14 protein-coding genes and 1 other annotated feature are annotated in these 13119 nt (G+C 37.8%); of the genes, 13 read left to right on the top strand and 1 reads right to left on the bottom strand.

The genetic code is table 11. From position 1 onward, the window contains the following. The first annotated feature begins 1432 nt into the window (after positions 1–1432). Genes NSQ71_RS13135 through minD form a run of 5 tightly spaced genes read left to right on the top strand, consistent with a single transcriptional unit; the run spans position 1433 to position 5430 of the window. Complete coding sequence (locus tag NSQ71_RS13135; protein ID WP_340734025.1) at positions 1433–2455, top strand: rod shape-determining protein; 1023 nt, start codon at positions 1433–1435, stop codon at positions 2453–2455. Between the two features lie 16 nt (positions 2456–2471). Next, positions 2472–3356, top strand: a complete 885-nt coding sequence (gene mreC, locus NSQ71_RS13130) for a rod shape-determining protein MreC (RefSeq protein ID WP_311066364.1) — start codon at positions 2472–2474, stop codon at positions 3354–3356. Further along, on the top strand, positions 3353–3871 hold the full coding sequence (gene mreD / locus NSQ71_RS13125; RefSeq protein ID WP_340734024.1) for a rod shape-determining protein MreD: 519 nt from the start codon (positions 3353–3355) through the stop codon (positions 3869–3871). The genes mreC and mreD overlap by 4 nt, the downstream gene beginning before the upstream one ends. Before the next feature lie 58 nt (positions 3872–3929). Further along, positions 3930–4634 carry a septum site-determining protein MinC gene (gene minC, locus NSQ71_RS13120; RefSeq protein ID WP_082829524.1) on the top strand — a complete coding sequence of 235 codons (705 nt, stop codon included), beginning with the start codon at positions 3930–3932 and terminating at the stop codon, positions 4632–4634. Next, entirely contained in the window at positions 4627–5430 is an 804-nt protein-coding gene (minD, locus tag NSQ71_RS13115; protein ID WP_327856493.1) for a septum site-determining protein MinD, read from the top strand. The genes minC and minD overlap by 8 nt, the downstream gene beginning before the upstream one ends. Positions 5431–5614: 184 nt before the next feature. Here the strand turns inward: minD and NSQ71_RS13110 are convergent, their stop codons facing one another. Continuing rightward, the gene (locus NSQ71_RS13110) at positions 5615–6166 is read right to left on the bottom strand and encodes a nitroreductase family protein (RefSeq protein ID WP_339210163.1); all 552 of its coding nucleotides are present in this window, start codon (positions 6164–6166) and stop codon (positions 5615–5617) included. Positions 6167–6572: 406 nt separating this feature from the next. On the opposite strand from NSQ71_RS13110, the gene NSQ71_RS13105 reads away from it, so the two are divergent. From NSQ71_RS13105 to NSQ71_RS13070, 8 genes are all read left to right on the top strand, one after another. Further along, the gene (locus tag NSQ71_RS13105; RefSeq protein WP_340734023.1) at positions 6573–7811 is read left to right on the top strand and encodes an Nramp family divalent metal transporter; all 1239 of its coding nucleotides are present in this window, start codon (positions 6573–6575) and stop codon (positions 7809–7811) included. 346 nt (positions 7812–8157) lie between these two features. Next, a complete protein-coding gene (locus NSQ71_RS13100; protein ID WP_327873565.1) occupies positions 8158–8952 on the top strand; it encodes a M23 family metallopeptidase in 795 nt (264 codons plus the stop codon). Beyond that, the gene (locus NSQ71_RS13095; RefSeq protein ID WP_340734022.1) at positions 8945–9811 is read left to right on the top strand and encodes a M50 family metallopeptidase; all 867 of its coding nucleotides are present in this window, start codon (positions 8945–8947) and stop codon (positions 9809–9811) included. Before NSQ71_RS13100 ends, NSQ71_RS13095 begins: the two co-directional genes overlap by 8 nt. A gap of 59 nt (positions 9812–9870) precedes the next feature. Next, positions 9871–11337 carry an Rne/Rng family ribonuclease gene (locus tag NSQ71_RS13090; RefSeq protein WP_340734021.1) on the top strand — a complete coding sequence of 489 codons (1467 nt, stop codon included), beginning with the start codon at positions 9871–9873 and terminating at the stop codon, positions 11335–11337. Between the two features lie 51 nt (positions 11338–11388). Beyond that, positions 11389–11464 (top strand) — a sequence feature (ribosomal protein L21 leader region). Positions 11465–11477: 13 nt separating this feature from the next. Further along, positions 11478–11786: a 50S ribosomal protein L21 gene (rplU, locus tag NSQ71_RS13085; RefSeq protein ID WP_063387953.1), complete on the top strand. Its 309-nt coding sequence runs from the start codon at positions 11478–11480 to the stop codon at positions 11784–11786. A gap of 15 nt (positions 11787–11801) precedes the next feature. After that, positions 11802–12140, top strand: coding sequence for a ribosomal-processing cysteine protease Prp (locus NSQ71_RS13080; RefSeq protein ID WP_063387954.1), 339 nt, complete (start codon positions 11802–11804; stop codon positions 12138–12140). A gap of 12 nt (positions 12141–12152) precedes the next feature. Then, positions 12153–12443, top strand: coding sequence for a 50S ribosomal protein L27 (gene rpmA / locus NSQ71_RS13075; protein ID WP_063387955.1), 291 nt, complete (start codon positions 12153–12155; stop codon positions 12441–12443). 120 nt (positions 12444–12563) lie between these two features. Next, positions 12564–13112: a Spo0B C-terminal domain-containing protein gene (locus NSQ71_RS13070; protein WP_340734020.1), complete on the top strand. Its 549-nt coding sequence runs from the start codon at positions 12564–12566 to the stop codon at positions 13110–13112. The last annotated feature ends 7 nt before the right edge of the window (positions 13113–13119 follow it).

Genomic DNA, 13119 nt, shown 5'->3' with positions numbered 1-13119 from the left:
AGATTAGATCTATGAAATTATTGATAAATGACTTCCAATTTTTTAAGCTTAAAAATGACATTCGCAGTTTTATGAATTTTTATCTTTGAATATCTATTGCTGATGGAGAATGGCTTGATATATAATCAATAGCATCCCTTTACTTTATTGGAAAACTTTCATATATAAGGTTCTATTTTATATTACTCATATGATGCTCCTGTCTTTTATAATGAATTGTAAGGAAGCATGTTTTCATTTAAGATTACAGACTTCTGAAGTTAAGATCCTCGTCGCACTGCTGCCTATGTGATTGTGCACTTGAATTTGTATTGATGTTCTTTTTTTGGCAACTGCATCAGACCAGCTAACTTATTATTGAAAAATAACAATTCATTTTACTCTAGTCATTCTACCTCAGTTCCAGCAACAAAGTTTTATGAAAACCACTTATATGTATAATCATTACATTTCACCCAAAATTTTGTCATTGCGAAAAAGGAGTTATTTTTACACACTTTATATGGTTAAAAAACTTATTTTCCCGAGTTATAAATGGGTGAAAAAGTATGCCTTCATTTAAAATCAATCCTAACACGTATTACAGTTAATAGCTTTGGATTCTGAACTGCTAGCGCTTTTTCGGACAGATTTTTGCGCTTCTAGACACGTAATGCGAACAACCACCGTCTTGCTGAATTTGCAGGGGGACAGATGGGAGACATCAACGGTATATAACATACTGACCAGCCGCGCAAAGCACGATAAAAAGCTGCTTGAAGCGGGGCAGTGACGTTATTACAACGCATAAGTGCATGATAAAAGGAATTTCAAAAAACATTTGCACGGCCTCGCGGGCTCCAAATGATGTCCGCATTACAAAGGGTTTGCGACATAAGAAGAGCCAAAGTTGGAGAAAAAGCTCATATTTTAGTGATTTTCAATAATAGATGAACTTGAAACTTCGGCAGAATTGTTATGTAATACTTTATTGGAGTCATTTGAATTGAAACACAATCAACTGAAAAAACCATTATTTTTTATGACATTCTAAACCGTCGCTAATAAAGAGTGCAAAGGGGGGATTTGTAAACATAAAATAATATTTTTTGTATGGACTTGTAATATTTTTAAGTTATTATTCTCAATGGATAAATTAAATCAAGGTTTTCATACGGGCGGTATATGCTGTGACATCTATTTTTCATCCTCTATTCTCCACTAGGAAAATTTTTTAGTAAAAATTTTTGAGGCGTCCAACACAATGATCAGCTTTTCATCAAGTTTCATGAAAAATACCTCGCAAATTTTTATTTTACGCAGGGTATTGATAGCACTTTTTTTTTTGAAAAATTACGTTATAATATAATTTATGGGTTTTTTCAATAATGATTAGACATTTACATGAATATAAAAACGTATTTATTTTGGAAGAAAGGGAGATACAACAGCTATGTTTGGAATTGGTACGAGAGACCTTGGAATAGATTTAGGGACAGCCAATACGTTAGTGTTTGTGAAGGGAAAAGGTATTGTAGTGCGTGAACCATCTGTTGTTGCTTTGCAAACTGATACAAAGCAAATTGTTGCAGTTGGTAATGATGCAAAAAATATGATCGGGCGTACGCCTGGAAATGTTGTAGCACTTCGACCAATGAAAGACGGAGTGATTGCTGATTATGAAACGACTGCTACGATGATGAAATACTACATAAAACAGGCAACAAAAAATGCAGGTATTTTTTCGCGAAAACCTTATGTGATGGTTTGTGTTCCTTCGGGAATAACTGCGGTTGAAGAACGTGCGGTCATTGATGCAACGAGACAAGCAGGCGCTAGAGATGCGTATACGATCGAAGAACCATTTGCGGCTGCTATTGGAGCCAATCTTCCAGTTTGGGAACCGACCGGAAGCATGGTTGTAGACATCGGCGGGGGAACAACGGAAGTTGCCATCATTTCTCTCGGCGGAATTGTGACAAGCCAATCTATCCGTGTTGCCGGTGATGAAATGGATGAAGCCATCATTAACTATATCCGTAAAACCTACAACTTAATGATTGGTGATCGGACAGCGGAAGCGGTGAAGCTTGAAATCGGTTCTGCAAGCGCTCCGGAAGGTGTTGAAAACATGGAAATTCGCGGAAGAGATTTGTTAACAGGCCTTCCGAAAACGATTGAAATTACTGCGACAGAAATTTCAGAGGCATTACGCGATACTGTCTATGCGATCGTAGATGCTGTAAAAATTACTTTGGAAAAAACTCCGCCTGAACTTGCGGCGGATATTATGGATCGAGGAATTGTTTTAACTGGTGGGGGCGCCCTTCTTCGCAATTTAGACAAAGTTATAAGCGACGAAACGAAAATGCCTGTAATCATTGCGGAAAATCCTCTTGATTGTGTAGCGGTCGGAACAGGAAAAGCTCTTGAACATATCCACCTATTCAAAAATCGTGCAAAAGACCACAGATAAGTTAGAGGTGTAAATCATGCCACAATTTTTTCTAAATAAACGATTAATTGTGCTCCTTGTCGGGATCATTATTTTGGTGGCATTGATTGGTTTTTCCCTAAAGGAAGACCGCAATCTTTCGTGGCAGGAGAAGTTTATTCAAGATTCGGTTGGACTAGTCCAGAAGGTATTTCATCAGCCCGCACAATATATTGCGGGCTTCTTTGAGAATTTGAATCATTTAAAAAATACATACGAAGAAAACGAGCTGCTTCGCAAACAACTGAATAATTATATTCAATTGGAGGAAAAGCTGCAGGAATTAGAACAGGAAAACAGACAATTAAAAGAAGAATTAAAATTATCTGCTGATAACGATATAAGAAAATATAAGTCGATCCAAGGGACAGTCATCGCAAGAAATCCTGATCGTTGGCATGATTATATCAAAATTGATAAAGGCGAACAGCACGGAATCAAAAAAGACATGGCGGTTATAACGGCAAAAGGATTGATCGGGAAAGTGAAAAATACTTCTGAATTTACGTCCACCGTTCAGCTTTTAAGTGCTTCCGACAGAAAAAACCGGATTTCAGCAATGGTTCATACGAATAACGGAAAGGTATTCGGCCTCATTGTCGGCTACAGTGAGCAGGAAAATGCTCTTGAAATGAACATCATTGAATCAAATGCTCAAATCAAAGAAAATCAAATTGTAGCGACTTCTGGCCTTGGCGGAGTGTTTCCTGAAGGTTTAGTGATCGGAAAAGTAAAAAAAGTCGAACTTGATTCGTACGGATTAACAAAGATAGCTTATATAACCCCATCAGCTGACTTTTATGATATAGATCGTGTCATGATCATCGAGCGGGTTCTTCCAACAGTTGATATCAATCAATTGGAAGAGGAGGAAGACTCTTGAGAACGTTTTTCCTCCCCGTAATGGTTATGTTTATTTTCGTATTGGAAAGCATCATCGTTGATCTTGTTCCGATCCCTTTTCTTTCAGATCACCAAGTGGCAGTTCCCCATCTTTTACTATTGATGATTGTCATCTTGGCAGCGTACGGCTCTCGGAAAATTGCCGTCATTTATGGAATTGTTTTCGGTTTATTGTTCGATGTTGTTTACACGCAAGTTATCGGCATATATGCTTTCTCATTTCCGACCTTGGCATATTTAGTGATACAAGCTTTGCGGGTGCTCAATCCCAATATTTTTGTTTTAATTTTTTTAACTGAGCTTTCCGTTGCATTGCTTGAATTTTTCACATACGGTATTTATTTACTAATCGGGATGACAGCTGTTCCTCTGCAATTGTTTACAATTGAACGCCTGCTACCGACACTTGCTCTGAATTTTGTATTAGCTTGTGTGTTAATCTATCCTTTAAAGAAATTCGTTTTGGGCTTGAAAATAGGTGAACACAACGATTAGGTTTTAAAGTTTGATAGAGGAGTTTTTGTTATTGCTGTCGAAATAGATTTTTGTTGGGGTGAACTTCGTGAAAGCTCAAAGACCATATTATGTAACGATAAAAGGCACAAAGGATGGATTGACATTATATTTAGATGATTCCTGTTCGTTTCATGATATTGTGAATGAACTGGATTCGATGCTCTCCAAAAGGCAGTATGTTCAGGAAAATGAACCGATGATCAGGGTGACGATAAAGGCTGGAAATCGTTTTTTGACGGAGGAACAAGAGGAGAAAATAAAAGACGTAATAAGAAAAAAAAGAAATTTAATTGTCGATGCAATTGATTCAAATGTCATCTCAAAGGAAGAGGCGTTGAAGTGGAAAGAGGAAGCAGATGTTATCTCAGTTGCTAAAGTCGTCCGTTCTGGGCAAGTGTTGAAAATTAGAGGGGATTTGTTGCTGATAGGAGATGTCAATCCTGGCGGGACAGTCATGGCAACGGGCAATATTTTTGTCATGGGGGCTTTAAAAGGCATAGCTCATGCTGGTTTTGAAGGGAATCGAAATGCAGTGATTGCCGCCTCCTTGATGAAGCCGACACAGCTGAGGATCTCCGATATTTTAAGTAGGCCACCCGATCAGAAGGAGCCATCATTTCGAAATGATATGGAATGCGCATATATTGATGAAAATGGGACAATCATTATTGAACGGATTCAACAATTAGCTCATCTGAGACCCAATTTAACTAGGCTTGAAGGGGGAATAATGAATGGGTGAGGCAATTGTGGTCACTTCTGGCAAGGGCGGGGTCGGCAAAACAACAACTTCTGCAAATGTTGGTACAGCCCTTGCCATTATGGGAAAGAAAGTTTGTCTAGTTGATACAGATATCGGCTTGCGGAACCTCGATGTTGTCATGGGATTGGAAAACAGGATTATTTATGATTTAGTTGATGTTGTCCAAGAACGATGCAAAATTCATCAAGCTCTCGTAAAAGATAAACGCTTTAATGATTTTCTTTATTTGCTGCCTGCAGCGCAAACTAGCGATAAAACTGCCGTAACACCTGAGCAGATGAAAAATTTAATTGACCAGCTAAAACAAGATTTTGATTATATTATTATCGACTGTCCTGCCGGGATTGAACAAGGATATAAAAATGCCGTATCCGGTGCGGATCAAGCGATTGTCGTGACAACACCAGAAGTTTCCGCTGTGAGAGATGCGGATCGAATTATCGGTTTGCTGGAGAAGGAAGATATTGAGCCGCCACGATTAATTATTAATCGGATCCGAAATCATTTAATGAAAAACGGTGATATGCTGGATGTCGATGAAATTGTCAGCCATCTTTCTATTGATTTGTTGGGGATTGTAATTGATGATGATGAGGTAATAAAAGCGTCTAATAATGGTGAACCGATTGTAATGAACCCTGACAATCGTGCTTCCATTGCCTACCGCAATATTGCGAGAAGAATTTTAGGTGAAGCGGTTCCGCTTCAATCATTAGATGAGCCTGAAAAAGGTGTTATCGCAAAAATCAAAAAATTTTTTGGAGTACGTGCTTAATCCTAATCAATTTAAAAATCACACTTCCTTGAATAAGGCATTAGCTTTTTTCTTTGCACACATTAGAATCACTGCCATCACACTGATATATCTCCCACCTGCTGATCGGTTTTTTCTTCTATCTCTTGAGGTGGGAGATTTTTTGAAGGCTGTACAAAATATTTCCTCTTGAATCTTTTCCCTTTCAATATGATTCAATAATCGTCAATTTTTCTTCTGCGTTTGTCCGCTGTTTTGGGTCTGGGATTGAGGCAGGATAGCCAATATGTAGAAGGCCGACAATTTTTTCTCCTGGTTCTACTCCAACTTTTTGTCGGAAAGATGGTGAATAAATATAAGCACCTGTTTTCCATATAACGCCAATACCTTTTTCCCATGCAGCTAGTTGAAAATTTTGGATTAATGCACTTGTCGCTTTTAAATCCTCCTCCCACTGCTTTTGACGCGGATCCTCTTTCATGATTACCAATAAATGTGCTGGAATCGGCAGCAGCTTTTCTCGTAATCGATCGATATTTTTTCCATTGTTCGTTTCTTGTGCAATAGCAGCAACTAATTTTTCTTTTCCTTCATTCATAAACAGCACGAACCGCCATGGCTCTCTTAATCCATGATTAGGAGCCCAAACAGCCGTATTTAATAATTCACATATTACTTCTTTAGGGATTGGATCTTTCTTAAATTCTTTAATCGATCGACGCTCTTTAATTATATTGGCTACTTTGTATGTTTCCATTGGTATTTCTGATGCCTCCTTAATAATAATGATTTTCAATTAGAATTATTTCAAAATTGAGGCGATATGTAAATGTTTATTTTTACAGTCGTAATCGTTTACAAAGGGAAGGAGACAGGTGCGAGAAATCATTTCAAACAGCTGATACAAGAGCAATGAAAACGATCGACTTAAAAATACAGAATATTCAATTAATAAAATATGAATTCTTTACATAAGAACTATAAATGAGAAAGTTTCGCATGGATGAACAATTGCTAAAACTAGATATAACAGCATGATGCGAAAATATGTTCATCCAGCAATTGATTCATGCACATTTATATTCCCTAATGAGAAAGATCATTCATAAGAAATATTAGATGACTCATTTCTACGTTCAAATCTCAGATGGAAGGTGACAGTGATGGAACATGGCAAATCCACAAAAAAGTGGCCGGCCGTTGGTCCGGGGTTAATTGTCGCAGCAACGGGCGTCGGAGCCGGTGATCTAGTTGCTGCCTTAGTTGCCGGTACAAATTTTGGGCTTGTCTTTTTATGGGCAATCATTATCGGGGCTATTTTAAAATTTGCCTTAAATGAGGGTGTTGGCCGATATCATTTGCTGACTGGAAAAACTATTTTAGAAGGCTGGCATTCTATGGGATTATGGGCAACAAGCTATTTTGGCGTTTATTCGGTTATTTGGGGATTTGTTTATGGAGCGGCTGCGACTTCATCTTGTGCATTGGCTCTGTCTGCATTATTTCCTGTCTTGCCTTTATGGGTATGGGCGGTTATAAGCGGTTTGTTAGGTTTTTTATTAACATGGATGGGGCAATATAAGCTATTTGAAAAAGTTATGAATCTTTTAATTCTACTTATGTTTATTTCGGTTGTCGGCTCAGCTGTTATTGTTTTGCCGGAACTTTCTGATATCATGGACACTGCTGTTCCGGCGTTGCCGAAAGGGTCACTGCTTTACGCACTCGGATTAATTGGGGGAGTTGGCGGATCCATTACCATGGCGTCTTATGGCTATTGGCTGCAGGAAAACAATTGGAAGGATCGATCCTACCTCCGCTACGTTAGATTTGACTCCATGATTGCCTATATTACTACAGCAGTTTTTACAATTTCTTTATTAATTTTGGGTGCTGCATTACTATATGGAACGAATACAAACATTAACGGTGAGCAAGGTCTCGTATCATTTGCTACCATTTTAGGAAACGAGTTGTCCCCAACTGTACGCATCTTATTTCTCATCGGTTTTTGGTCAGCTTCCTTTACATCAGTATTAGGTGTTTGGAATGGCGTCTCTTATTTATTTGCTGATTTTGTCTATACTGTTAAAAAACATGATGTGAATAAAGAACAATTAAGTAAGACAAAAGCTTATAAATTTTTTGTTTTTTGGTTAACATTCCCGCCAATGCTCTTGCATTTTATAGGAAAACCTGTGAGCCTCATTATTTTGTATGGTTCCCTTGGTGCGCTATTTATGCCCTTTCTGGCGCTGACCCTTATCTATTTGCTTAATAGTAAAAAGCATCTTCCTCATAAGGAAGATCGAAATAAATGGTTTTTCAACGTACTTTTGAGTTTAAATATTGTTTTATTTTTCATTTTATCGATCAATGAACTAGTCAACCTATTTCGTTAAACGGCTTCAAATAAGAGGCAGTCTAGCTTTTGGGTTAATTCACCATATACTACTATTTCAAAAAGAAGACGACAAAAGCATTTTGTGGTCTTCTTTTTGATTTCAAAATTTTGCTTTTCAGTGGATAGCGCCATATTTTATTTTGCTTCATCCAGTATTCCTTTGAATCAGAAAAGAGTGAAGAACCTGCTTACTAGGAGAATTTTGGCTTGTAGGTAAAAGTTCTTTATCAAGGTCAAAGATAAACATTTGCCTAGATATCGCTTTAAGAAATGCAAAATGGCTTTATTGTCATAAACGGTAAGGACAGGGCATAAACTTGTACAAAATTGCAAAAGGATGATGGATGATGAATCGTCGAGCAAAAGAAATAAAAAAACGAATAGCAAAGCGTAAACGAAAAAGAATGAACAGCATGCTTTCGAGCAGTTCAAGCAGCAGTGATGATACATCTGTTCCATTTATCAATCAAATCACACAAGAAAACGTGCAAGTTGACGCGGACTCCCCGTTTTATGTAGAGGCAGAAGGAAGTAAAAATTTTCATCCATTGTTTCGTTCGGACGTTTTTATAACAAAATTGCTAATCTCTGCCTGCATCGTCCTGATGATCGGTATTATTTTTAAAAATGACCGGGCAGAATTTCTGAAAGCTAGAGATTTCGTCAGCCATGTGATGGAAAAGGAGTTTAACTTTGCATATGTTTCCAAATGGTACGAAGAGCAATTTGGGAATCCATTAGCGTTTTTGAAAAAACAATCGAAAGAGGAAAGTGGATCTAAAGAAAGTCAATATGCGGTTCCGGCATCAGGAAAGGTGCTTCAGAGCTTTAAAGATACAGGGCAAGGCGTGATGATCGAAACAAATAATAAAACGGTAGAGGCCATGAATGAAGGAATTGTTATTGAAGCTGGAAAGAAGGAGGATACTGGTCTGACTGTGGTGATTCAACATGCTGATGGAATAGAAACCTGGTATGGGAACCTGGAAGAGCTAAATGTAGCGCTGTATGACTTTGTCGAAACGGGAAAACCTGTAGGCAAAGTAAAGCAAAGCCAAAACCAGCACGGAACTTACTATTTTGCCATAAAAAAGGGCGACACATTTATTGACCCGAGTCAGGTGATCTCATTTGAATAAATATTTTTCCTTATTGTCGAAAATACATATTCATCCTATCTTTTGGGTGTTGATTGCAATCGGAGCAATGACAGCGCAATTTAAAGCTCTTTGCATCCTTTTCTCAATAGTTTTTATTCATGAAATGGGGCATGCTGTTTGCGCCAGTTTTTTTTCATGGAGGATCAAGTCCATTCAGCTTCTTCCTTTTGGCGGTGCAGTGGAAATGGAGGAGCATGGAAATCGTCCCTTGAAAGAAGATCTGTTTGTTGTTATATCTGGACCGATTCAGCATTTATGGATGCAAATAGCTGCATGGATTTTTTGGGAAGTGAATTTCATAAACGACTCTACATATGAAATGTTTATTTTTTTTAATATGTCTATTTTCCTTTTTAATCTTGTTCCCATTTGGCCCCTTGATGGAGGAAAGCTTCTTTTTATTTTGCTGAGCAAACAAAAACCTTTTTCAGTTGCTCATAAGGAAATGCTTCGCATATCTGCAGTTGTTTTTTCATGTTTGTTCCTTTTTTTGCTTTTTTTTAACCCTACTCTTTTAAGCGGGTGGATTATCGCAGCCTTTATCGTCCACTCCATTTATACGGAATATAAACAAAGACAATTTGTATATATTCGCTTCTTGATGGAAAGGTATTATGGAAATCATCAAGCGTTTACAGTGTTAAAGCCGATCATTGTTGATCGCGATGATTTGATTTACCACGTGCTGCTGAAATTTCAGCGGGGTTGCAAGCACCCTATTATTGTGGAGGACGATGGAAAAAAACTTTTTCAGCTTGATGAAAATGAGCTGCTGCACAGTTTTTTTTCGGAAAAAAAGACGGACAGAAAAATGGGCGATTTACAGTACGTTTATTGACGCCTGCAGGAAAACATGATATTGAAATAGGAAACAATACATGAAAAGAGGTTGTTGGGTTGCGGCAATTAATTATAAATAAAAAAACGGATGATGAACGCATTGCATTGTTGGAAAACGGACGACTGGCGGAAGTATGGATAAAAGAAAAAAACACGATTGTCGGCAACATTTATAAAGGAAAAGTAACAAAAGTCCTTCCTGGTATGGAGGCTGTTTTTGTTGATTTAGGTCAGGGAAGAAACGGCTATCTTCACCGGAATGACATTATGTCATATTTTGAGACGTCCCGAACGAATGAGGCATTAAAAAATAAAAATGTCCGACATTTTATTTCTCAAGGTGAAGAGGTAATCGTTCAAGTTGTAAAAGAATCAGGAGAATTTAAAGGCCCTAAAGTCACAATGAATATTGAATTGCGATCCCCTTTTTTTGTATATCAGCCCTTTGGCCGCTCGGTAGCAATTTCCAAAAAAATTATTTCCCAGGAAGAAAGAAAAAGATTGCAGCTTCTCGGGGAAACGTTATGCTCAAACAAAGGGGGCATCGTTTTCCGAACTGCTGCTGAAAGAGCGGATGACCAAACAATAAAAAAATGGTTCGATGACATGCTGAGCAGTTTTGAACAACAGCTGAAAAGCAAAAAAGTGCCGAGCTTATTATTCGGTTCAGAAAGTTTTGTAGAGCAAATTATCGCTGAAATTTCACCGCATGTATTGGATGAAATTGTCATTGATGACATAAGCACTGTAAAAGAATTGAAAAAAAATTACGGAGATTTGTTCCCATTTTCCATTGATTTTTATTCCGAAAACGAAAATATTTTTTCTTATTATGCAATCGAACATGAAATCGAAAAGGCGCTGAAAAAAATTGTTTGGCTAAAAAACGGCGCGTTTATCGTAATTGAAGAAACGGAAGCAATGATTGTCATTGATGTTAATACAGGGAAATTTTCGGGGAAAAATACGTACCGAGATACGGTTTTAAAAACCAATGAGGAGGCGGCAAAAGAAATTGCCCGGCAGTTAAGATTAAGAAATTTGAGCGGAATCATTTTGATCGATTTTATTGATATGGAGAAGGAAGATCGAAGCCGGATTTTGAGATTGTTTCAAAAAGAATTGGAAAAGGACCGCATTTTCACAAAAGTCATCGGGTTTACCGAATTAAATATATTGCAATTAACAAGGAAAAAAACTCGAAAATCTCTTTCCGAGCTTTTGCTCGAACCATGTCCAGCATGTGGTGGAACAGGAAGAAAAAGGACGGTTGAAAGCATTGCTTTTGAACTTGAAAGAACCCTTCTTGAACATGCTGGATCAGATGACGAAGCCGTCCTTGTAGAAGCGGCCCCAGAAGTTTGCGATTTTTTTACATGTGAATATGAGAAACATTTAAAAAAGCTTGAAGAACTAATAGGCATGAAGATTTTCTTCAGTCCTTCCGATCATGTAAAAGGATTCGAAATTCGCCAATGGGGAACAGAAGAGGAAGTGGCTTTACGGATCTCCAAAATGTATTGACATATACATTCATATTTTGTTAAGATCAATTTGTTATTGTTTTTTGTAGCACCCGTGCTACAACCGCTCAGTTTGGGTTAGAAGCTCGGTTATCCGACACCCTAATCTGGCGAGTCTTAGTTAAATAGGAGGTGCAGAATATGTACGCAATCATTGAAACTGGCGGGAAACAAGTGAAAGTTGAAGAGGGTCAAGCCATTTATGTGGAAAAATTAGACGCTCAAGAAGGTGAAACAGTTACTTTTGACAAGGTGCTTTTCGTTGGAGGAGACAACGTAAAGGTAGGTAACCCGCTGGTAGAAGGAGCTACGGTTACGGCAAAAGTTGAAAAGCATGGCCGAGGTAAGAAAATTATCGTTTTTAAATATAAACCGAAAAAAAATTACCGTAGAAAACAAGGTCATCGCCAACCGTACACAAAAGTTGTCATTGAAAAAATTAATGCATAATAAAGGCTGTTTCATATGATACATGTGACCATCCATCGTTCGAAAGAAGGATTCATCCGGTCGTTTACAATGAAAGGGCATGCGGACTTCGCAGAGCACGGGAAGGACATCGTATGTGCAGGCGCTTCAGCTGTTTCTTTTGGAGCAGTAAATGCGATCAAAGCTTTAGCCAATGTCGATATGAATGTTGAACAATCGGAAGAAGGCGGATTTTTGCACGTACAGGTTCCTGATCAAGTTGACACGGATTCATTTGAAAAAATCCAATTATTGCTTGAAGGAATGCTTGTTTCATTACAAACGATCGAGCGAGGGTATGGAAAGTTTATTCGAATCGTTACAAAAAAAGATTAGGAGGTGGCACTCATGCTAAAATTGGATCTTCAATTTTTCGCATCGAAAAAAGGAGTTGGGTCCACGAAAAACGGACGTGATTCCATCGCAAAACGATTAGGTGCAAAACGTGCGGACGGCCAATTTGTTACAGGCGGCTCCATTCTTTATCGTCAAAGAGGTACAAAAGTTTATCCTGGTTTGAATGTTGGCCGCGGCGGGGATGATACGCTTTATGCGAAAGTAGACGGCATCGTCCGTTTTGAACGATATGGACGCGACAAGAAAAAAGTCAGCGTGTATCCGATAGCAAAAGAAGCATAAGCAAACACTTGAAAAACTCTAGCCTTTTTGGTTAGAGTTTTCTTTTTCGGTGTTTTTTTAATGGAAAGTTGATATAATTTTTGTACATGTTTAAAAAGATAGCTTGATGGGAGTGGAACCATGGCTGATCAAAGAGAGAGATGGAGTATTGTTGACGCATTAAGCCACTCCAGACATGATTGGATGAATAAATTGCAATTAATTAAAGGCCATTTATCATTAAAAAAATACGATCGGGTGAAGGAATTTATTGATGAAATTGTCGTGGAAGCAAAGCAAGAATCAAAACTTTGCAATTTAAACATGCCCAGTTTTGCAGAGCTGCTTTTAACATATAACTGGAAAGGACACCTTCTCATTTTGGATTATGAAGTGCTAGGGGAAGCGATGGATTGTTCTGGTCTAGATGAGGAAATGTTCCATTTTACAACAGATCTTTTTCAAATCCTTAATCAAAATATTGATAAAAAACAAGAAAATCATATAACCATTACATTAGAACTCTTTAAAACAGAAAACAATGTCCGGTTCTTTTATGATTTTAATGGTATACTAACGGATGATAAGACTCTTTTAACATTTTTAGAGCAGTACCAATCAGATGCAATCACCATTCAACAAATACATTTTGATACATATGAATTTACATTGATGGTCAGTAAGTCGTGATGAAACA

This window comes from Aeribacillus sp. FSL M8-0235 (assembly GCF_038000355.1).
In the GTDB taxonomy this organism is placed as follows: domain Bacteria; phylum Bacillota; class Bacilli; order Bacillales; family Aeribacillaceae; genus Aeribacillus; species Aeribacillus composti.
Note: the sequence above shows the minus strand (reverse complement) of the source record. Positions and strands in the feature narration are given on the sequence as shown.

Bases quoted from the DNA above. Each gene is read 5' to 3' on its own strand.
- NSQ71_RS13135 (WP_340734025.1), top strand. From the start codon at position 1,433: ATGTTTGGAATTGGTACGAGAGACCTTGGAATAGATTTAGGGACAGCC.
- mreC (WP_311066364.1), top strand. From the start codon at position 2,472: ATGCCACAATTTTTTCTAAATAAACGATTAATTGTGCTCCTTGTCGGG.
- minD (WP_327856493.1), top strand. From the start codon at position 4,627: ATGGGTGAGGCAATTGTGGTCACTTCTGGCAAGGGCGGGGTCGGCAAA.
- NSQ71_RS13110 (WP_339210163.1), bottom strand. From the start codon at position 6,166: ATGGAAACATACAAAGTAGCCAATATAATTAAAGAGCGTCGATCGATT.
- NSQ71_RS13105 (WP_340734023.1), top strand. From the start codon at position 6,573: ATGGAACATGGCAAATCCACAAAAAAGTGGCCGGCCGTTGGTCCGGGG.
- NSQ71_RS13100 (WP_327873565.1), top strand. From the start codon at position 8,158: ATGATGAATCGTCGAGCAAAAGAAATAAAAAAACGAATAGCAAAGCGT.
- rplU (WP_063387953.1), top strand. From the start codon at position 11,478: ATGTACGCAATCATTGAAACTGGCGGGAAACAAGTGAAAGTTGAAGAG.
- NSQ71_RS13080 (WP_063387954.1), top strand. From the start codon at position 11,802: ATGATACATGTGACCATCCATCGTTCGAAAGAAGGATTCATCCGGTCG.
- rpmA (WP_063387955.1), top strand. From the start codon at position 12,153: ATGCTAAAATTGGATCTTCAATTTTTCGCATCGAAAAAAGGAGTTGGG.
- NSQ71_RS13070 (WP_340734020.1), top strand. From the start codon at position 12,564: ATGGCTGATCAAAGAGAGAGATGGAGTATTGTTGACGCATTAAGCCAC.